The organism is Hymenobacter polaris (genome assembly GCF_012927305.1).
Taxonomy (GTDB): Bacteria; Bacteroidota; Bacteroidia; order Cytophagales; family Hymenobacteraceae; genus Hymenobacter; species Hymenobacter polaris.
In genome coordinates this window covers 1,298,161-1,318,592 of the sequence record NZ_JABBGH010000002.1, presented here as the reverse complement: position 1 = coordinate 1,318,592, position 20,432 = coordinate 1,298,161, and the positions used below count along the sequence as shown (strand labels likewise).

General features: G+C 64.7%; 18 protein-coding genes. 6 read left to right on the top strand and 12 right to left on the bottom strand.

Annotated elements, in window-relative coordinates; genetic code table 11:
* Positions 1–14: 14 nt before the first annotated feature.
* From porZ to HHL22_RS15680, 4 genes are all read right to left on the bottom strand, one after another.
* Positions 15–2,372, bottom strand: coding sequence for a type IX secretion system anionic LPS delivery protein PorZ (porZ, locus tag HHL22_RS15695; RefSeq protein ID WP_169532282.1), 2,358 nt, complete (start codon positions 2,370–2,372; stop codon positions 15–17).
* Between the two features lie 112 nt (positions 2,373–2,484).
* Positions 2,485–3,123 carry a thymidine kinase gene (locus HHL22_RS15690; protein WP_169532281.1) on the bottom strand — a complete coding sequence of 213 codons (639 nt, stop codon included), beginning with the start codon at positions 3,121–3,123 and terminating at the stop codon, positions 2,485–2,487.
* A 165-nt stretch (positions 3,124–3,288) separates the two neighbouring features.
* On the bottom strand, positions 3,289–5,001 hold the full coding sequence (locus HHL22_RS15685; protein ID WP_169532280.1) for a S1C family serine protease: 1,713 nt from the start codon (positions 4,999–5,001) through the stop codon (positions 3,289–3,291).
* A gap of 172 nt (positions 5,002–5,173) precedes the next feature.
* The gene (locus HHL22_RS15680) at positions 5,174–5,467 is read right to left on the bottom strand and encodes a 2Fe-2S iron-sulfur cluster-binding protein (protein ID WP_169532279.1); all 294 of its coding nucleotides are present in this window, start codon (positions 5,465–5,467) and stop codon (positions 5,174–5,176) included.
* Positions 5,468–5,637: 170 nt separating this feature from the next.
* Between HHL22_RS15680 and HHL22_RS15675 the strand changes: the two genes are divergently transcribed.
* Positions 5,638–6,987 (top strand): hypothetical protein, encoded by a 1,350-nt coding sequence (locus HHL22_RS15675; RefSeq protein WP_169532278.1) that lies wholly within the window; start codon positions 5,638–5,640, stop codon positions 6,985–6,987.
* Positions 6,984–8,051: a hypothetical protein gene (locus HHL22_RS15670; protein ID WP_169532277.1), complete on the top strand. Its 1,068-nt coding sequence runs from the start codon at positions 6,984–6,986 to the stop codon at positions 8,049–8,051. The genes HHL22_RS15675 and HHL22_RS15670 overlap by 4 nt, the downstream gene beginning before the upstream one ends.
* Here HHL22_RS15670 and HHL22_RS15665 read toward each other — a convergent pair.
* The 7 genes from HHL22_RS15665 to HHL22_RS15635 all read right to left on the bottom strand — a co-directional run bounded on the left by HHL22_RS15665 (position 7,952) and on the right by HHL22_RS15635 (position 15,408).
* Positions 7,952–9,715, bottom strand: coding sequence for a hypothetical protein (locus tag HHL22_RS15665; protein WP_169532276.1), 1,764 nt, complete (start codon positions 9,713–9,715; stop codon positions 7,952–7,954). The genes HHL22_RS15670 and HHL22_RS15665 overlap by 100 nt on opposite strands.
* Positions 9,716–10,064: 349 nt before the next feature.
* Complete coding sequence (locus HHL22_RS15660) at positions 10,065–10,208, bottom strand: hypothetical protein (RefSeq protein ID WP_169532275.1); 144 nt, start codon at positions 10,206–10,208, stop codon at positions 10,065–10,067.
* Between the two features lie 27 nt (positions 10,209–10,235).
* Positions 10,236–11,525 carry a rod shape-determining protein RodA gene (gene rodA / locus HHL22_RS15655; RefSeq protein ID WP_317172673.1) on the bottom strand — a complete coding sequence of 430 codons (1,290 nt, stop codon included), beginning with the start codon at positions 11,523–11,525 and terminating at the stop codon, positions 10,236–10,238.
* A 114-nt stretch (positions 11,526–11,639) separates the two neighbouring features.
* On the bottom strand, positions 11,640–13,481 hold the full coding sequence (gene mrdA, locus HHL22_RS15650) for a penicillin-binding protein 2 (RefSeq protein WP_169532274.1): 1,842 nt from the start codon (positions 13,479–13,481) through the stop codon (positions 11,640–11,642).
* 177 nt (positions 13,482–13,658) lie between these two features.
* A complete protein-coding gene (locus HHL22_RS15645) occupies positions 13,659–14,021 on the bottom strand; it encodes a hypothetical protein (RefSeq protein WP_169532273.1) in 363 nt (120 codons plus the stop codon).
* A 78-nt stretch (positions 14,022–14,099) separates the two neighbouring features.
* Positions 14,100–14,534 (bottom strand): hypothetical protein, encoded by a 435-nt coding sequence (locus tag HHL22_RS15640; protein WP_169532272.1) that lies wholly within the window; start codon positions 14,532–14,534, stop codon positions 14,100–14,102.
* Positions 14,535–14,718: 184 nt separating this feature from the next.
* Positions 14,719–15,408, bottom strand: a complete 690-nt coding sequence (locus HHL22_RS15635; protein ID WP_169532271.1) for a carboxypeptidase-like regulatory domain-containing protein — start codon at positions 15,406–15,408, stop codon at positions 14,719–14,721.
* Positions 15,409–15,853: 445 nt separating this feature from the next.
* Between HHL22_RS15635 and HHL22_RS15630 the strand changes: the two genes are divergently transcribed.
* The 4 genes from HHL22_RS15630 (at position 15,854) to HHL22_RS15615 (ending at position 19,462) form a co-directional block, all read left to right on the top strand.
* Positions 15,854–16,864: a glycosyltransferase family 2 protein gene (locus HHL22_RS15630; protein WP_169532270.1), complete on the top strand. Its 1,011-nt coding sequence runs from the start codon at positions 15,854–15,856 to the stop codon at positions 16,862–16,864.
* A gap of 137 nt (positions 16,865–17,001) precedes the next feature.
* Positions 17,002–17,802: a carbohydrate deacetylase gene (locus HHL22_RS15625; RefSeq protein WP_169532269.1), complete on the top strand. Its 801-nt coding sequence runs from the start codon at positions 17,002–17,004 to the stop codon at positions 17,800–17,802.
* Positions 17,803–17,825: 23 nt separating this feature from the next.
* Positions 17,826–18,548: a hypothetical protein gene (locus HHL22_RS15620; protein ID WP_169532268.1), complete on the top strand. Its 723-nt coding sequence runs from the start codon at positions 17,826–17,828 to the stop codon at positions 18,546–18,548.
* Between the two features lie 128 nt (positions 18,549–18,676).
* Positions 18,677–19,462: a hypothetical protein gene (locus HHL22_RS15615; RefSeq protein ID WP_169532267.1), complete on the top strand. Its 786-nt coding sequence runs from the start codon at positions 18,677–18,679 to the stop codon at positions 19,460–19,462.
* 1 nt (position 19,463) lies between these two features.
* Here the strand turns inward: HHL22_RS15615 and HHL22_RS15610 are convergent, their stop codons facing one another.
* On the bottom strand, positions 19,464–20,396 hold the full coding sequence (locus HHL22_RS15610) for a lysylphosphatidylglycerol synthase transmembrane domain-containing protein (protein ID WP_169532266.1): 933 nt from the start codon (positions 20,394–20,396) through the stop codon (positions 19,464–19,466).
* Positions 20,397–20,432: the final 36 nt, after the last annotated feature.

The window sequence follows — 20,432 nt, the reverse complement described above, 5'->3', positions numbered from 1 at the left end:
AGATTGGCCCTACCCTACTTGCTCAGCACCGCTACTTTGCTCACGCACGTGTTCTGGCCCTGGGCGTCGGAGCTGAGCACCAGGTACACACCCGAGCGCACACGCTGACCCTGGGCATCGGTGAGGTTCCAAGTGACGGTGCCGCCGGCGGCGGTGGTGCTGTACACGAGGTGGCCGGCGATGTCGGTAATTTTTACTTGCGCGTTGTTTACCACGCCGCGGATGCCGACGGTGCCTGCGAATTCGGGCCGCACGGGGTTGGGGAACACCTGGGCGCAGCTGGGCTTGCCCTCGGTGAGGCTGGCCGAGCCCTGGTAGCTGACCACGCCCGCGTCGGTGGCTACGAATACTTCGCCGGTTTTGTCGTTCACGGCCAAGTCGTTAATCGTGTTGCTGGGCAGCGGGCTGTTGGCGGTAGTGAAGTGGAGCAGTGCCTCGCTGGCGGTGGCATTGAAGAGCCACAGGCCGTTGGGCGTGCCAAACCATTTGCGGTTGGCTCCGTCGATGGCTATGCAGGTTACGCTCTCGTTGTAGAGCGTCGGAAACAGCCCGTTGCCGCTCTGGGCCACTGGCTTGGTGAACGTAGGCTGGGCTACGGCGCCCACCAGGGGGCTAGGGTCGCCCACGTAGGCTACCCCCTCGGCGGTGCCCACCCAGATGGCGCCGGCGCGGTCGCGCGCCACGCAGTAAAGTGAGTTGCTGGGCAGCCCATTGGCGGTGCCAAAGTTGAACGCCTGGCGGCTGGTGGTGTCGTAGGCCATCAGCCCGGTGCCCTCCTTGCGCGACTGCGTGGCCCAGGGATTGCCGAAGGCATCCACTACCACGCGGTCGAGGTTTTGCAGGCCGAATGCATAGTTGGCTGACTGCCAGCGGCCAGTGCCCGGCTCGAAGCGCAGCAGTCCCGACACGTTGGCCCGCTGGTGGCGGTTGACTACCCACAGGTAGCGGCCGCTGGGGTCGGCGGCCACGTCGGTTACGCGCACGTAGTCCAGGTTGGTAGCGTCGGGGTCGAGGCTGCTGCGCAGGGGCGAGCCTGCGGGCGTGCCAGCGGTGTAGCGCTGAAACTGGCCGGGGCCCTTCCAAGCCAGCAGGCCGTTGCCGTAGCTAGCCAGGTAGAGCGTGCCATCGGCCAGGCGGGTGCCGCGCGACAGGTCGAGCAGATTAGGAAAATCGGTGGCCGAGTAGTTGGCGCTCGTGTAGTTGGTCCACTGCCCGCCGTGGTACTCGTAAAAGCCCTCGCGCCGGCCCTGCTGCAAGCCGCTGCTGCCCGAGTAGCCGCCCGGCAGCACATCAACCGTATTGCTGGCCGCGTCGGCCACCAAGCCAAAAGCCAGGGCCGTGGCCGGGCCGTTAGGCTGAATAACCTCGGGGTTGGCCGTAGCGCCGGGCCCAAAGCGCAGTAGCCCTAGGGTGTAGCTGGCCACGAATAGGGTACCGTCGGCTTCGCGCAGAGCATCCGTTACCACCGGGCCCGTGCTGGCCGTGGGCAGCACATCTACCAGCCGGCCGGTGGGGGCATCGAATCGGCGCAGCGGGTTGTTTTCGAAGGCAACCAGCAGCTGGCCGCCGCTGGTGCGCAGGCGCCGCGCCACGCTGCCGTAGCTGTTGGCCACGAAGCGCCAGCTGCGCGCCGCGCCCGTGCCGGCCAGGTAGCTTACCCCGTAGTAGCGGGCTGCCGCCACCAGATGCCCCTGGTACACGGCTAGGTATTCATACGCCTGGCTGGTATTTTGCGGGTTAGGCACTTCCTGCACCCAGCTTCTGTAGTCGAGCAAGTTAACCGCCGAGCTAAGGCGCCCCCGCAAAATACCAGCCGAGGTAGCCGCAAAAATAGTGTCGTGCAGCACGGCCGTGGCGTAGGCCGTCACGGCCGTGCCGCTCGGCCCGATGGCCCCGTAGGTGTCGCGCACCTCGCGCTTGGCCAGGTCGAGCACTACTATCCCTAGGCTGGTGCTGATGTAGGCCAAGCCATTGAAAATCTGTACCTGATTGATGCTCTTGGCGGTTGCCTGCTTGCGCAGCAGGTCCGTCACGTTGCGCACCGTGCCGCCGGCGCCCAGCAGGTCGATGTTGCCGCTGGCATACACGACAACCAGCTGGGCTGAGGCTGAATCGTAGGCCAGCGCCTGCACGCCCACGTCGCTCAGCCCGTCGCGGCGCGAAAGCATACGCGTGGCATCCAGCGCCTTATCGTAGTAGTAGAACGACGACTCGTCGGCCACGTACAGTCGGTCGCCAGCTTCGGCCAGCAGCCGCGGGTGGCGGGCCGGCAGGTGCAGCTGCCAATCGCCGTAGGCCGCGCCCTGGGCCTGGCTACCAAAGGCGTGGCCGAGCAGCAACCAAAAAACAACCCAGGCGGAAAGCTGTCGCATAAGCAAGCGGCAAAGTATAAGGCAAGAAAAGTGGCGCTAAGCTAACGCGGCCGCTGGCTGCTTAGTGCGCGGCTGCTCCGGGCCGGCGCGGCACCCTAGGGCCCACTTGCCGCTACCGGCCCGCAGCGCCCTGCCGGGCTGGGTCGCGCAGGGGCTGGGCGGCCTCGCCGGCCAAAAAGCAGGGGCGGCAGCGAGCCTCGTAGGCTTCGGTTTCGCCCAGCAGCACCTGGCTGGCGCTGGGCACGGTACGGTACGAGTAGGCGGCCAGTTCGCCGCAGCACACGCACACGGCGTGCACCTTGGTCACGAACTCGGCCGTGGCCAGCAGCGCCGGCATGGGGCCAAAAGGGCGGCCGCGAAAATCCATATCCAGGCCCGCCACGATTACGCGGGTGCCGCCGTCGGCCAACTGGCGGCACACGTCCACCAGCGACTCGTCGAAGAACTGGGCCTCGTCGATGCCCACCACGTCGGTGCCGCCGCCGGCCAGCAGCAGAATTTCGCTGGGCAGCTGCACGGGCGTGCTGCGAATGCTGGTATGGTTGTGGCTCACCACATCCTGGGCATGGTAGCGGGTATCGAGGGCAGGCTTAAAAATCTCGACCCGCTGGCGCGCAATGCGGGCACGGGTGAGGCGGCGAATCAGCTCTTCGGTTTTGCCCGAAAACATGGAGCCGCAAATGACTTCGAGCCAGCCGCGGTGGCGGGGCGGGTCGAGCGGGAAGCGGCGAGGCTCAGTAAATAACGACATGGCAAACGCAAAGCAGTAGTAGCGGGCCACCTTTACTACGCCCAGCAACGCAGCCCCCTGCTTACGAAAGTACAGCCTACCCTGCGCAACCCAGCGAAAGCCACACGGCCGGCAGCCTGGTACAGACTGCCGGCCGCGGCTTATCTACCCTTAGCACCCAGGGTATCAATCAATAAATTTGAGCTGCAAAGCCTCGCTCACCTGGTCAGCCGGAATAGCGAAGCCAATACCTTCAATGCCCTGGCCCACCAGTTTCGCATTCACGATGCCGAGCAGCTGGCCCGAGCGCGCCACGAGGGCGCCCCCGCTATTACCCCCGTTAATGCTTACATCAGTTTGGAGCAGCGTGCGACCGTCGAGCTTGCGCCGGCCGCTGATAATACCTTTCGCGATGCTTTGGCCCAGCTCCTTATCGGCGGGCGTGCCGATGGCAAACACATCGGAGCCTACCTCCACTACCCCACCCGTAGGCAGCTGAAACGCCGTCAGGCCGTCGGTATCCACTTTGAGGAGGGCTAGGTCCATGTCGGGGTTTAGGCGCACCACGCGGCCCTTGGCTTGCAAGCCGTCGGCGAGCAGCACATCTACCGTAGCGTCGTTGCCTACTACGTGGGCATTGGTAACGAGGTAGCCGTCGGGCGAGATGAAGCAACCGCTGCCGTGCCCGTCGCTGGTCACGATGGTGGCTACGCACCGCGCCGCGGCACCGATGCCGTTATCGCCGGTGGGCTTGAGGGGCGCGGCGCGGCGCACGCTGATGGGCGCCATTTTTTCACTGGCGGCCAAATTTGGCTTCACCGCTGAAGTGGAGCCTAGGCCGGTGCTTGCGCTAGCATTCGCCGCTTCTAAGCCAGTCGAAGCCAGCGCCGGGGCATTGGGATTGGCCAGCGCGGCCGTGGTGGTGGGCTGGTCGAGGAAGGTGTACAGAGCATTCTCGAAGGCGTCTTCGAAGGCTGCGCTACCACCTTTCTCAAACTTGACGCTCGAGCCGCTGGTTTTCTGCTCCACCACTGTTTGGCGGGTTTGGTTCACCAGCTTCCAAGTCACTTCCACCGTGCAGCTGGTTTCGAAGCGGGCCAGGGCTTCGTAGGGACTGTTGGCGTTGATATCGTACTTGATATTCCGCATCTCCGCCTGCAGCGTGTAGCGCGCCGCCGAGGCCGCCGAAAATACGCTGCGCCCCGCCGCCGGCACGTTGTAGCCCAGCTCCTTAAGGGTATTGCTGACGGTGTTTTGCAGGGTTTCAGAGTTTATATCGAGCGTCTTACCGAAGTAGAGGATTTCCTTGGTTTCTTTCATAACCAAGAAGTTACCCATTTTATCTCCCCCTTTTACGCGCACGTTCACCGGGCCGGCGGCCACCGACTGGCCGTTAGCAACCGGTTTAGGCAGCCGCGGCATGAGGGCGTGCACTTCCGTTTCGGTAAAGCGGCGATTAGCGCCGGTGCCCGCGTCCACCCCCAGCGCCCCCAGTGGCGCAAGCAGTCCCAGCACCAGGGGGCCTAGGCTCGGGCCACTGTTGCTGCTCCCAGCGGCCGCGCCCACTACCCCGCCCACCAGGCCTACCGGAATAAGCAAGTAGTTGAGGTAGGTAACGCCGTTTACGCGGTTGGCCTTCAACACTTCATTGTAGTCCTTGTAGCCCTCGTGCTTAATTCTGATTTCCGAGGTACCCTTACGCCGCAGGCTCACCTTGGCGCCCCCATCGGCTAGGGGTTTGGCTTCTACCGGCTGGTCGTTGACGTAAATAGTGCTGCCGGCCGGCTGCCCCACTATGCGGATAGTTTGCCGGGAACCCGAGATAAGCGTAGCGCAGCTTTGCAGGAGCACGGAACCAAGCAGCAAGCCACTGATAATAGGAGTAAAAGGTTTGGGCATAGAAAAAAAGAAAGTGAATAACTAATCAATTGAAAAATAGCAAGAACGAATAGAATCGAATTAAATACGGCTTGCCAAAACCTCGGCAATATATAGGCAAAATTCATCTATCCGCTATCAGTGCGCACTGATAGCGCCGAGCTTTTTTTAAAGCTCGCCACCCGTGTTTCAGCTACGGCTTGGCGCCGGCCACATCGCCCCCTAGGGGCAGCAGGCGCGCCTGGCAGGCGAGGCGCTCGTCGGGGCGCAGGCGGCCAGCAGCTTGGTAGCGCTGCTCGGGCTCGGTAAGGGGCGTGAGCGCCTCGGCGCCGGCCAGCACTTGCAGGCGGCAGGTGGTGCAGCGGCCCTTGGCCCCGCAGGCGTGCCACCAGTCGTGGCCGCCGGCCTGAATGGCAGCTAGCAGCGTGGCGCCGGGCCGCAGGGGCAGTGGCGGGCCGCCTAGGCCCTCAATGGTCAGCAGGGGCATTTTATGGCTAACTTGGCGGCGAAACCAGCCCCGTCTGGGGCAATTATGAATTGAAAATTATGGGTTATGAAGGTATTTTTTACTAAAGCCAGGCTGAAAAGGCACGCGTAGCTTGCCTCAGTTTCGCTGGTTTGCCATTCATAATTTTTAACGCATAATCTTCTTCCGCCATGCCCGACAAATATAGCCTTGCCAAGTGCGAGCAGTACGGCCACCGGCTGGCCGCCCGGCTATGCCAGCAGCACTTTGGCTCGCAGCCCGCCGCCACGCTCGATGGCCCGGCGCTGCTAAAATTTACGCCGCTGCGCCAGCTCAACCTGCTGGTGCTGCACCAGCTGCTGGGCCGCTGGCAGCACGAAGCCACCCAGCTGCGCAGCCCCTACTTCGATTTTGAGGCCGCGCCCGTGCGCGAGGCCCTAGGGCAGTTCATGAACGTGCTCTCGCGCCACATCAGCGTGGGGCAGCGGGCGCTGGAGCCGCTGCTGGCCCAGGCCATTGCCTACACTCTGCTGCTGGCCACCGACCCCGCGGCCGCCTTCGAGCGCCTGCTGCTGCCGCCCGCCCAGGCCGCCGTGCCCGACGCCGCCGTGCCCCTACCCTACCTGCGCGAACGCCTGCGCTACCTCGACCTGGGCAAGGGCTTCTTTGAGGGCTTTATGGATAGCCTGCCCACTGGCAACGCGCCGCTTAGCCGCGAGTTTCTGGTGCAGCGCCTCGACCTCTACCGCGCCAACCACTACAAGGAATTGCCCCCCCTCGCCCCCCTGGTAGCCGAGCTAAGCGCGCTGCTGCCCCTCACCGAGGCCGACCTCTGGGACGATGGCCCCGGCAAAACAGCTCCGGCCAAGCCAGCCGCGGCCCCTGCTGCGCCACCCGTTGCGGCCCCAATTTCCCTGGCAGCCCCCAAGCCCGCAGTGCCGGTTGCCGCACCGGCCCCGGCTGCCGCGCCTGCCCCCGCCCCCGCCGTGGCGGCCGCACCGGCGGTGCCAGTGGCCGAGCCAGCTACTAGCGCGCCCGCGCGGCCGCTCGTTACCCAGCCGACAGCCCCCGCCGCGCCGGTTGCCCAGGCACCAGCCGTTTCCACCCCATCGGCCGAGCCCAAGCCAGCGGCGCCTAAAGCAGCCGTACCCTCGTTTGCGCCAGCCGCCGCCAGCGGCGTGCCGCTCTACGAAAAGCTGAAGGCCACCCAGCCGGCCAGCGCCCACCTGGCCGACACGCTGCGCGGGGCCGGGGCAGCCAGCGCGGCGCCCAGCCTGGCCGAGCGCGGCGCGCCCAAAGTTGGCAGCCTGCGCGAAGCCATTTCCATCAATCAGCGCTATAGCTTTATCAATGAGCTATTTAACGGCGAGAACATGGAATACCACGCCGCCATCGAGCACCTCGACCAGCTACCCACCCTCGAGGCGGCCCTGGCCTACGTGCAGCACGAGCTGGCGCCGCGCCACGACTGGGCCCGCCGCGAAGAACACGTGGCCAAGCTACGCAAGCTCATTGAGCGCAAATTTGGCCAAGGCAGTTGAGTACCACCCCGCGCCCGCTCCTCCTGCCCAGGCTGTGGCGCTGGCTGCTGCCTGGGGCCCTAGGGCTGGCAGTGCTGCTCAACCTGGCCTACCCCACCTACCGGCACTACGATTTCTCGTACTCGCCCGATACGCGCAGCTACTTGCGCCTGGCCGCCGGCCGCTTCGATAGCGTGAGTGTGACGCGCCGCTACCGGCTGCTGGTGCCCTTGGCGGCGGGGGCGCTGGCCCGGCCCCTGGCTATGCTAGGCAGCCTGCCCGCTCAGCCGGGCGCCCCCGCCGGCGAAGGCGCGCGCCGCCTGGCTTTCTACCTGATTAACTGCGCGCTGCTAGCCGCGGCGGCGGCGGCCTGGTACCGGGCGGCGCGGCTATCGGGGGCCGGGGCGGGCCTGGCCGCGGTGGCCATGCTGGCCGCACTCAGCAGCCGCTGGGCAGGCTACGCGGCGGGCTTGCCCCTCACCGACAGCCTGTACTGGCTGGTGCTGGCGCTGGCCTACTACGCCGGGCGGCGCGGGCCGGGGGCGGGCTGGGCGGTGGCGGTGGCCCTGCTGCTAGGGCCGCTGGCCAAAGAGTCGTTTGTCTTTGTGCTACCCTGGCTGGCCTGGTACGGCCGCCCGGCGCTGCCCTGGCGCGGCCAAGCCTTGGCGCTGGCTGGGGGCCTAGGGGCTTTGCTGCTAGCCCATCGCTGGGTAGACGAGGCGGCGGGCGCGTTGCCCACGGCGGCCGTGGGCAACGCGCTGGCGCACTTCGATAATATTCGCTACTCGCTGGGCAAGCTGGCGACGGCCAAGGGCCTGGCCGAAGCCGCGAGTAGCTTTGGGCTGCTGTGGGGGCCGGTGCTGGCGGCGCTGGCTTGGCCGGGCGGGCGGCGCGCCCTGGCCCCGGTACTGCGAGCCGCCGAGGGCTGGTGGCTGCTTATCGTCTTCGTACACATGCTCTTATCGGCCGACCTGGGCCGCATGGGCTACCTGGCGGCCCCAGTAGTTGCGGGCGCGCTAGCCTTGGCGCTGGGGTGGCTGCGCCGCGGGCCAGCCGCAGCGGGCAGCGCCAGCTTCGAGAGGTAGTAGGGCCCTAGGAAGGTGGGCAGCACCATTACGCGCCGGGCCCCAAAGCCGCCCAGCAGCGTAGCCGGGTTGCCCAATGTGAGGCGGGCCCGGTCGAGGGGCTGCGGGCCACCCAGCGCATCGGTGTATACTACCGCACCACCAGCCAGCTGGCGGCGCAGCCACGCCCGGAAGCTAGCCGAATCTTGCCCCGCTAGCCCCAGCACCCGCGCCGGGGCCACTGGCTGCCCGGTGTAGTAATGCAGCTGGTTGCGCAAGGGGTTGGGGTCGAGCAAGATAAACCAAGCGGCCGGCTGCTGCTGCGCTGCCGTCCGCAAGGCCGGCCCGGCCGCAGTAAAGGTCAGCAGGCGGGCGGGCACCAGCCCCACGGCCACGTTCCAGAGCAACAAGGCTGCCCCCAGCGCCGCCACGCGCCGGGCCGGCCAGGCCCGCAAGCCGCCGCCGGCCAGCCCCAGCGCCGCCAGCGCTGGCAACAGCACCATAAACTCCGCGTTGCCCGCCGACAGCACCACAAAACCCACTTGCAGGGCGCCAATCAGCCCGTGCGTGCGGCGCAGGCGGCGCGCCGCCGCCGGCCCCGGCGCAAATACCGCCTGGCTTGCTGATAGCACAGGTTTAAGCAGCTGACGATTACTAGCTTCCTGCTTGCTGTCCAGCTTCGGCCTACTTCCCATAATGGCCCACACGGCAAGCGCCAGGCAGCCGGCGGCCACCACGCCCAGCAGCAGCGGCCAGCGGCGCAGCAGCGGCCACAGGTTGCCGTGTACCTGCCCTAGGGTGCGCACCAGGTTGATGGGGGTGAGCAGCCAGCCGCGGCTTCCTAGCCCCACCCGCGCCGCGCCCGTGAGGTAGTCGTGCAGGGCGAAGCGCCCCGCGCCCAAGGCCCCACCACCAGGCGGCGCGGCCAGCCAGTAAGCCCACGGCACCAGCAGCGCGGGCGCGGCATAGGCCAGGGCGGCACCCAAGGCCCGCCGGCCGCGCCACGGATGCAGCCCTAGCAGCAAGCCCAGCCACCACCACACCAGCATTTGGTGCAGCAGGCAGGCCAGCGCGGCCAGCAGGCCCGCCAGCAGCAGCCAGCGCAAGCGTAAATCAGGCTGATTACCAGCGGCCTTATCAATTACCATTGCGCTGACAGTAGGTGTTTCGCTTCGCGTTGCATCGCCCGTAAAAGACGTGCTGCCTAGGGCCTGCGCCCACGCCAAGCTAGCCCCCAGCGCGGCCAGCAATGGCTGGATGTAGGCCTCATTTTCGACGGCGAAGCGCAGCATGCCGAAGGTGCTGCCCACCGCCAGCAGCCAGGCGGGCACCGCGGCCGGCCGCACCCCAGCCCGGCGCAGCAGCGGCCCCAGCAGCAGCAGGCAGCCTCCGTAGGCCAGCGAATTGAGAGCCTGCAACCAAGGCAGGGCGGCATTGCCGGCCGGGCCCGGGCCGGTGGCGCCCAGCAGACGCAGCCACAGCCAGCCCACCCCGTTGTAAATTAGGTGGTGGGGCTGCCACAGCTCGTGGCCCCAGCGCGAGCAGGCAGCGTAGTACCAGGCGTCGCCGGTGGGGTTGTGGGTGGGCAGGGCCAGGCACAGCGCCGTGAGCACAGCTGCCACGGCCAGCTCGGGTCCGCGCCAGAAGGCGCGGCGCGGAAGCGAATAGCGAACGAAACCAGCCATGCGGGCCGCAAGCTACGCGGCGCGCCGGCACCCAGGCGCCGGCCCCCGACGGCGCCCTAGGCCCCGTGTTTACTTCGAAGCCCCGGCACTCACTACCCCGACCAGTTGCTACTACAGGCTACGCGGCGCCAGCAGAGGTTCACCACTGCGTTGGCATAAAGCAAGCGGGAGCGGGAAGCTTAGCGTCAGTAGTGGCCCTAGGCGCGGGCGCCTGGCGGAGGTAGCCCCTAACCAGCGTAACTACAGCAAATTCGCAGTTACTGTATAGTAGGGGCGGGGCTTGTCCCCGCCCGTCGGCCGGGCGGCTTGCCGGCAATCGTTCAACGACGGGCGGGGGCGAGCCCCGCCCCTACTCTATACTGACCCTGAAGATGGCCGTAATCGAATTGCCCTCGTAAATCCGCACCACCACGATATCGGCGGGCGCCGTTTGTGCCCGCGCCGGAGCAGCGGCCAGCGCCCACCAAGCGCCCAGGAAGCGTAATTTTTTCATGCCGCCCAAGATAAGGGCACGGCAGAGCTAGCGCAGTAAATCCTGCTTGCGGTGGGCGTCGAGGGCCAGCAGAGCAAACAAGAGGATGGTGAACGACCACAGCGACGAGCCGCCGTAGCTGAAGAAGGGCAGCGGAATGCCCACCACCGGCATTAGGCCCATCGTCATGCCTAGGTTCACGGTAAAGTGCACGAACAGCACACTGGCCACGCAGTAGCCGTAGGTGCGGCCAAACACCGATTTCTGGCGCTCGGCCACCAGCAAAATGCGCCAGAGCAAGGCCATGTAGAGCCCAATAACCAGCGTGCTGCCCGCCCAGCCCCACTCCTCGCCCACGGTGCAAAAGATGAAGTCGGTGCTTTGCTCAGGCACGAAATCGAACTTGGTTTGGGTGCCGTTGAGAAAGCCTTTGCCCAGCCAGCCGCCCGACCCTAGGGCAATCTTGCTCTGGGTCACGTTCCAGCCCTTGCCCAGCGGGTCTTTGCCGGGGTCGATGAGCATTTCGATGCGCTGGCGCTGGTGGGGCTGCAGCACGTGGTTGAAGAAGAAATTGACCCCGAACACCATGCCGATTACCGCTGCCCAGGTGCTCAGACTCAGGATGAGGTGGTGGCGCCAGAGCTTGGCATTCAGCAGGAAAGCTACGGCTAGCACCACTGTGAAGCCGCCCACCAGCCACAGCTTGGGCACTAGCAGCGCCAGCAGCAGAATGACGCCACCCGCCGCCAGTAGCAGCAGGATGAGCGGCGACATGCCCTCGCGGAAATACGCCAGCAGCAGGGCCGCGAATACCAGTGCCTGCCCCGTTTCATTGCTGGCCAGAATGAGGGCCACCGGCACCAGCGTGAGGCCGGCCAGCACGGCCTGGTCGCGCCAATTTTGTTGCCGCAGGTTGATGCTGGCCATGAAGCGTGAGGCCGCCAGCGCCGTCGTAAACTTGGCAAACTCGGCCGGCTGCAAGCGCACCGGCCCAAACTCCAGCCACGAGCGCGAGCCGGCGATAGGCCGGGCAATGACCAGCGTCACGAGCAGCAGCCCGAGCATGGCAAAGTACAAGATATACGCCAGCGTATCGTAGGCCTTGTAATCGACCACCAGCAGCACCACGATGAGCACGGCGGCCGTGCCCATCCACAGCAGCTGCTTGAACCAGTTGAAGGCCATAAGCTGCGAAAAGCCCAGGCTGGCCAGCGGATTAGCGGGCGCCTCGGGCGAGTAGCTGGCCGCGTACACCGCCACCCACCCTAGGCCCACCAGCAGCAGGTAAAGCAGCACCAAGGGCCAGTCGATGCTACGCGAAGAGCGGGAAGGAGTCACGATAAATAATTAACAATCAGCAATTATCAATGAGCAATGGATAGGCCGGCCAACTTACTTAGCTCATCCCGGGGCTTCCTATTACCAACTGCTCATTGATAAGTGCTCAGTACCCTAATGGTGGCCGCGCCGGGTCAGGTCGCCATACATAATCCAGTTTTCCCAGCGCTTGCGGGAAGGTGCCACGTGGCCGCGCAGGTAGTGCTCCATGATGAGGCCGGCGCAGGGCGCGGCGGCCGTGCCTCCAAAGCCCGAGTTCTCGATGAATACCGCCACGGCAATCTTGGGATTGTTGGCGGGAGCAAAGGCGGCGAAGGTGGAGTGGTCGGGGCCGTGGGCATTTTGCACGGTACCGGTTTTACCGGCCACCGAAATGCCGTACTGCGCCAGGCTGGCAAACTCGCCGGTGCCGCCGCGCCCATCCACCACGGCCTGCATGCCGGGGATAACGTACTTAAACAGGCTGGTATCGATGGCCGTGTAGTGGCGCTCGCGAAACTGGGCCAGCGGCTGGCCTACCGCCCCAATGCCACGCACGAAGTGCGGCGCGTAGTAGTAGCCGTGGTTGGCGATGGTGGCCAGCACGTTGGCCATTTGCAGGCCCGTGATGCCAATCTCCCCCTGCCCGATGCTGAGCGAATATACCGTTTTGTAGTTCCAGCGGTGGTAGCCCAGGCGCTTGTCGTAGTAGTCGGGCGAGGGGATGAGGCCGCGCTTTTCCTGGCTCATATCCACGCCCAGCTTCTCGCCCAGCCCAAAGCTCTTCACCATCTTTTGCCACTGCCCCAGGCCTAGGCGCGCATCCTCGAAGCCGTTGCGCGACTGCCCGCGCAGCACCGCCGCCCGCATCACCTGGTAGAAGTAGGGGTTGCAGCTTTGCTTGATGGCGATGTTTACGTTGCTGGGGTACTCGTGGCGGTGGGTGCAGTGGATGAGGCTCTGGTTGCACGGAAAACCGGTGCCCGGCGTCACGACGCCCAACTGCAAAGCCACCAGCTCGTTTACCAGCTTAAACACCGAGCCCGGCGGGTAGGTAGCCATCAGCGGGCGGTCGAAGAGCGGGCGGTCGGGATTGCGCAGCAAGTCCATGTAGCGGTTGCCGCTGCCCTGGCCCGTGAGCACCTGCGGCTCGTAGTGGGGGGCCGACACAAAGCACAGGATTTCGCCCGTCTTGGGGTCGAGGGCCACGATGGAGCCGCGGCGGCCGGCCAGCAGCTTCTCGCCGTAGGCCTGCAGGCTGGCGTCGATGCTCAGGTGCAAGTCCTGCCCCGCCACCGACAGCGTATCGTACTGCCCGCCGTGGAAAGGGCCTTTGTCCACGCCGCGCACGTTTACCAGGCGGTACTGCACGCCGCGCTGGCCCATGAGCGTCGATTCATAGTACGACTCCAGGCCCGAGATACCCACGTTGTCGCCCGGCTGGTAGTGGGCAAACTTACTGGATTCAAGCAGCTTGGGCGTTATCGAGCCTACGTACCCTAGGGCGTGGGCCAGGTTCTCGGTTTTGTAGGTGCGGGCCATGCGCGCCTGAATGCGGAAGCCAGGAAAGTCGCCCAGCATGTCGTCGATGGTGGCCAGCTCGCGCGTGCTCAGGTTTTGGATGAGCGGCGAGGGCCGATTGCGCGAGTAGATTTTGGCCGCCCGCAGCCCTAGGCGCAGGTCCTCGATGGGCATTTGGGTGAGCTGGCAAAAGCGCAGCGAGTCGAGGCGCTTCACCTCGCGGGGCACCACTACCAGGTCAAAGACGGGGGTGTTGGTGACGAGCAGCGAGTCGTGGCGGTCGTAAATCTGGCCGCGGTACGGAATCTGCACCTGCCGCTGCAGGGTGTTGCGGTCGGCAGCCACCTTGTACGAGTCGTCGAGCACCTGCAAGTAAAACAACCGCCCGGCGAATAGCACCCCCACCAACAAAAAAATCGCCAGCACCACGTAGCGCCGGCCCTCCAGGTATTGCATATAGCAAAGTTACGATTGGCCGAACGCCTGGCCCATCAGAATCATTCAAGGGCGGGGCGGCGCACCGGGCCAGTAGCTGCCTAGCCTAGGCGAATGGTAGCTAATGGCCGTTAAACGCCAAAAGCCCACCGGCGCGGGCCAGTGGGCTTGGTAGCGGTGGTGGCGCCAGCGGGCGGCTTAGTTGAGCGAAGCCGAGTGGGCTTTCATAATCTGGCGGGCCTGGGCCAGGTTAGTATCTTTCGAGTTCACGGCCAGGTAGATGAACTTATCGCCCGAAGGCGAGAGCTTCAGCAGGTGCAGCTGGTCGGTGAGGGTGAGCAGGATGTCTTGCAGCGTCTGGTTGAGCTTCAGCGCCTGCACGGCCTTAAGCTTCGATTTTACCACCTCCGTGTTGTAGGCGGCGGCGGTTTCGATGTCGAAGTCGGCGATGTTGGAGTGCGAGGCCAGCGGCATGCCGGTTTCGGTTTCTACTACGGCTACGGCTACCAGGGTGGGCAGCTCGGCTTTGATGCCGTCAATGGTTTGCTTTGGGGTTGTCATAATAAAAGGGTAGGGTAAAAGGGTGTGGTTGGAAAGTTGTAAACGGAAGGGCCTGCGGGCAGGCTAATAAACTGATTGTTAGACATCTGGCTGGGCAGTAGCGCGGCGCAGCACCTCTTTCACCATGCCCATGTTGGCATCGGCGAGGCGCACGGCCGCGAAGCAGTACCACCCCAGCTCGGGCAGCGGGCGCAGGTAATGCATGTGCTCGTCGAGCATCACCGTGAGGTCGGTGCAGGGGCCACCCGGCCAGGCGCCGGTAGCCACTGCCTGCTGCACGGTTTGCAGCAGCCGGGCATTGCGCACCGTTAGCTGGTGCGGGTTAAACTCGCTGCTTACCGTGTATGAAGCTAGCAACGCATTACCTTGTAAATCAAATACGTAGCCTAGCAGCAGCTCGGGCAGGCCTGCCAGCACGGTAGCGAGCATTTGCTCGGCCCGGCGGGCAGCGGTGGTGCTGGCGGCCGGCACTATCTGTTTAGGCTGAAGGCGGTTGAAGAAAGGAAATCTCATCGCGGAAAAAAGTCCGGTCAGTGCCGGAGTAACCAGTGTGGTGCCGCCCCAGCGGCGAGGAAGCTACTTCGGGCGGCACCTGCCCGGCTTTGCTACGCGGCTCGCTAGGCTGCGACCCGCAAAAACGCCCTCCATCGGCTGCGGGCAGGGGTAGCCTAGCTAGCCGCGAAACGCGGCCAAGTACTTAAAACAGCTGCCACCAACGCTTCTTGGGCAGGTCGGTGCGGGGATGCAGGGCTACATCGCCCAGGCTTTGGCCCTTCGTCAGCAGGTCGGCGTCTTGGTAGCCGCCGTAGCCGAACTGCAGCTGCACGTGCTGGCTGCGGGGCACGGCAAACGAGTAGCGCCCTTGCGCATCGGTGCTTACCCCGCGGTGCGTGCGCTTGTCGAGCACGGTGGCGCCTACCAGCGGCTGGCCCTTCTCATTGAGAATGCGGCCGCTGATAGTGGTGAGCGCCGCAACGGACTCGGGCGCCAGCAGCTCGCCCGCTTCGGCTACCGTGGTGGCAGTTACCGGCGTGCTGGTAAACGAGTCTTTGGACGAAGCTACCGGCCCGCTGGCCGCAAATACGGCTCCGCTGATGAGGGCCCCTACCAGCACGAGCGAGCCAGCGCGGTGGCGAAAGCGCCGCGGCTCGGTACGCAGCAGATTCAGCTGCTTGTCGAGCCAGCCCACGGGGCGCACACTGTGCCCGGTGGTTTGCAGGGTGTGGAAGCGGTAGTAGGCTTCGCTGCCCTTCGAGGGGTTGGCCTTGAGGTAAGCATCAACCAGCTCGGTGTTTTTAGCTGACAGGTCGCCTCGCAAGTAGGCGTCCCGGTAGCTCGGCAACAACTCGCCGGTGGCAGGATGGAAGGGGTTGGCAGTTAAAGCCATTTTATAGAAGGTGAAGGTGAAAGAGGGCTAGGGTTGGTTTCATAGGATAACTGGGAATGCATAAAGTAACTTTATAAGTAGCTCGTCTTTTAATACTACAAATTAAAAAGCCTGCTCAACCACTTTTTTTACTGCCTCGACCAACGTAATCAAAAACAATGTCAATGCCTGATTTAAGCATGCGGATGCCATCAAAGCCTAAATAAAGCCCTTTTTCATGCGTATGAAGATTACAGCATCAGTTTGCACTGCCTAGCATAACGCCTTTTAGCTGAACAGTAAATAAACTATTTTAACTTTCTTTAATACTATTTTATAAGCAGCCATCTGTCTAGCTTTTCTTCTTTTGGGACGCGCATTCGACCCCTAGGGCTTCAGCTTTGGCCAACTGCAGCACCGACCAGCAGCTGGGTACAGCGGCCGTACCTTTGCAGCTATGTCTGCCATGCCGCCTCTCGCTGTTCCTACTGCCAACACGGCTTATTCGGGCCTCATCTCGGTAGTGGCCCCGCTCTACAACGAGGCCGATACGGTAGCCCAACTGGTGGCCCGCGTGGCGGCCGTGATGCAGCAGCACCACTACCGCTACGAGCTAATACTGGTGAACGACGGCAGCCGCGACGAGAGCTGGCGCATTATGCAGGAGCTGGCTAGCCGCGAGCCCAGCCTGGTGGTCATCGACCTGGCCGGCAACTACGGCCAGACTATTGGGCTGCGGGCCGGCTTTGCCCAGGCCCAGGGCGAAGTCATTATTGCGATGGACGGCGACTTGCAGCACGACCCGGCCTACATCCCTCAGTTTATCAGCCTCATCAACGCGGGCTACGACATGGTGGGCGGCGCCAAGGCCAAGCGGCCCGAGGGCGCCGTGGCCACGGCGCTCGCCACCACGGCGCACGGCATCATCCGGCGCCTGTCGGGGGTGCAGTTGCGCTACTTCGGAGCCACTTACAAGGCCTACCGCAGCTACTTGCTGAAAAACGTGGAGATGCTCGGCGATGCCCACCGCTTCCTAGGGGCGCTGGTGGCGCGCAAGGGCCTGCGCTACTGCGAGTTCCCGATTGAAATTCACGAGCGGCAGTTTGGCCAGAGCAACTACAAGCTCAGCAAGCTCTTCTACGTCATTCTCGACCTGTTCATCCTGCGCTTCTTTATTGTGCACGGGCGCAAGCCGTTTCGGCTGTTTGGGTTGGCGGGGCTGCTGTGCCTGCTGGTGGGTGGCGTCATTGCGGGGCAGTTTCTGGTGCGCTCGCTGTTCTTCGGGCTCAATATCGAGGCGCACTACCCCCTGGAATTCATTTTCAGCTTATTCCTGCTGATGGCGGGCCTCTTCCTGCTCTGCTTCGGGGTGCTGGCCGAAATCGGCATGTACAACTACTACTCGCGTCCCTCGCGCAAGCCCTACATTATCAGGCAGCTGGCGGCGTCGGCAGCGGCCTATGAGCCAGTAGCGTAGCTTGGGGCCGGGCGGGGTACGCCCCTGCTTGCAGTTGAACGGTTATTTGCCGGCTGGCGCGGACGACGGGCGGGGGCCAGCCCCACCCCTACTTCTGCTTTTGCCCCCGCAATTAGTTGCTACTTCCTACCTGCTCCTTGAAGAAGCTCATCATCAACTGCGACGATTTCGGCTGGGACGCGCCCGCCACCCAGGCCATTCTGGAGCTGGGCGCGGCCGGGCGGGTGAGTAGCACCACCGTGATGGCCAACTTCGCCACCGCTGCCGACCTGCGAGCGCTGGCCGGGCTGGTTTCACCAGCTTTTTCGGTGGGCCTGCACCTCACCCTCAATGCCGGCCCGCCGCTGAGTGCCGCTTCGGCCGTGCCCTCGCTGGTTGATGCCGACGGGCAGTTTTATTCCTCTAGCCAGTTGTGGCAGCGCTACTTGCGCGGCCAGGTGCGCCGCCAGGAGCTAAAAACCGAAGTAGTCGCCCAGCTGCGCCGCCTAGTGGCCGCGGGCCTGGCCCCCACCCACGCCGATAGCCACCAGCACCTGCACCAGTATCCGCTGCTGGGGCCCGCGCTGCTGGGCATCTTGCGCGAGTTGGGCGTGGGCCGGGTGCGCCGCCTCACGGCCGCCGGCCGGCTCGATGGGCGCGGGCTGGTGCTGCGCGCCTTTGCCGCCAGCAGCCGCCAGGCCCTAGGGCCATTTGCTACGCCGGGCGCACTGGTCAGCACGTTCTCGACCGAGCCGGCCAGCGCGGCGGGCTTCCGGCGGGGCGTGGCGGCCGCGTTTCGGCAGGCCGAGGTAGTGGAATTTATGAGCCACCCTGGCCTGAGCGAGCGGCCCGGCTCGCCGCTGATGCGCGTGCCGGAGTACGAGTTTTGGCGCGGCGGTCAGGCCCTAGGGCTGCTGCGCGAGCTAGGCGGCGAATTGGTGAGCTACGCGGCGCTATAAGCGGCGGCCGCTTACTTCGCGGCATGAGGCATCTGCTTTTCTTAGGTGGTTGGCTGGCAGCCAGCGTAGCGCGGGCGCAGGCGCCTACTTTCGACGACCATTTGGTGCCACCGCGCAGCGCACTAGCCCTAGGCGACGACCAGCTCCGCTACCGCGGCACCATCCGGCACCTGCTGCTGCCAGACAAAGCCGCGCAGGCACTGGTGCAGGTAGTGGTGCTGCCTTCCTTCGCGCCCGAATACTCGCTGACCATCGAGCGCACCGGTCCCACCTATTTATTGACTTATCGCCTGGCCAAGCGTAGTATTTGGCAGGCTTCGGCTCCCGGCGCGCCAGCCAACCTTGGCGTCCTCCATGGGCAGGGTGCGACAGTGAAGCCGCCATCCCCACGCGCTGCTCGCCTCGACAGCGCTGCCATTGCGACGCGCCAGCTACTGCTTCCGCCACAGCTGGCCCAGGCCTTGGTTGATGTGTGCAGCGTCGCCCTGGCCCAAATGCGCTACCCCGTGCAAGAACCGCTACGCGTCGATGGCACCAGGCTGCTAATTAGTACCGTACAACCAAACATTGGCTACCGGAGCGGCGAAGCCTTTGACCCGGCCGCCGCTGATAGTCGTCTGGCGGCACTCATCCAGTTGGTAGCTGGCCTGCGGGAGCTAGCTATTAGCTCCGACCAACTTGATTTTCAGCAGGACATCCTGCTGACCGCAGCGCAGCGCCTGCTTATTCAACTGGCGGCGCGCTAAGATTTCCCTACTCGCACCCACGCGCCGGGCAGCTCTAGCCACCCGCCACCCCTAGGGCCGTTGCGCGAGCTGGGCGGCGAGCTATGAGTTATGCAGCGCCGCAGTTTGGTAGCGGCCTACCTTGTGCCATGCTTCCCCACTATTTCCGGCCCCGCGCGGCTCACCTTTGGCTGGCGGCCGGGCTACTTGGCGCCTGTCAAGCGCCGCCGCACGAGTGGCTGCCAGGTAAGACGTTCAAGACGCGGGGCCACCGGCTTACCTACCGGGTCGAGCATTTTGGCGTGGTGGCCACCCGGCCTTTTCTAGTCGATACCATAGCCATTACTACCTACGGCACCCTGTCTCATTTTCCTTTTTTTGAGGCAGGTGACGATAGCCTTAGTCATTGGTTCCGTCAATGGAAAACTAGCTACAGCTATGGGGCCAATGCTGAGCCCGTTGCTTTTCCAGGGGTCATAGAAAATGACAGCACGTTGTGGCTACATCCGCCGCGCGATGGCAGGTACCGCATCCTGGAGCTAAGCCCATTCCCTTACATTAAGCTGCCAGCTCGGCAAGGCCAGCGCTGGCCCTGGCACCTGGCCGTGGGTAGCCAGTGGGCCGACCCCAAGTGGGCTGTTTGGCGAGGCGAAATCCATGTTACCTACGCTTACCAGACCCTAGGCCAGCAACTACTTGCTACCCCGCTTGGCCCCCTCACCTGCTGGCTGGTGCGGGCCCAAGCTAGTTGCCCAGTGGGTACTTCCAGCCTCGACAGCTACTACCACCCGCAGCTCGGCTTCGTGCGCCTAGCCTACCGCACCCTCGACGGCCGCCGGCTGACGCTGAGCTTGGTAGATACGGCGCGGGTTTTCCTACCGGCTGCCTCGCCCGCCACTTACCTGCCCAAAACCTGGCAGCTACCGGGCCAGTAAGCTACTTTTGCTCCACCCGCACCCAGGCGCCCACCAGGCTCACCAGGGCCGTGATGACGTAGAATAGTACGCTTATGCTCACGGCCACCGGGGCGCTGAGGGCGAAGAGCTTGGCGCCGTACAAAAAAGTCAGCTCGCGGGCGCCCAGGCCCCCGATGGTGAGCGGCAACACCGCCGCGATGCTGGACGCCAGGAACACCAGCAGGTAGGGCAGCACCGGGCCGCCCGCCGCCCCTAGGGCCGCCAGCAGCGCCCAGGCGCACAGCACCTGCGCCCCCTGCACCCCCAGCGCCTGCCACGAAGTGCGCCCAAACGCCCCCCGAAACTCGCTAAAAACCCAGCACCCCAGCCCGTAGCTGAGCGCCACCCCCAGCGGCAGCAGCCCTAGGGGCACTGCCCGCCACCAGGGCGGCAGCGCCAGCCCAAGGCCTCCGGCGCCCGCCAGCTGCAGTTCGGCGGCGGGCACGGCGGCCAGTAGGGCCAGCAGCACCAGCAGCGCTACCATGCCGCTGAGCCTGTCCAGCAGCAGGGCGCGAAAGATGAGCGCGCGCCGCCCCGGAAACTGCCGGCCCAGCAAATACACCTTGTAGCCATCGCCCCCGATGCCGCCCGGCAAAAACAGGTTGTAAAACATGCCCAGCCAATACAGCCGCAGGTTGTAACCCTCGCTCAGCGAAATGCCAACTACTCCAAAAAACCGGTTGAGCCGCACCGACGACAGCAGCTTGGACGCCGTAAACAACCCCGCCGCTAGCGCCAGCCAGCCCGGCCGGGCGCCGCGCAGGGTGCGGGCCAGGGCCGGCAGGTCGAGGTGCCGGGCCACCAGCCACAGCGCCCCGGCCATAAACGCCAGCTTGAGCAGCAGCGCCGCGGGGCGCCGCCAGGGGGCAGCGGGCGCGGCGGGTGGCGGGTCGTTTGTATCGGTAGCAACCATAAGTGCAGTGCCCTAGGCTTCGGCAGGCAGGATGAG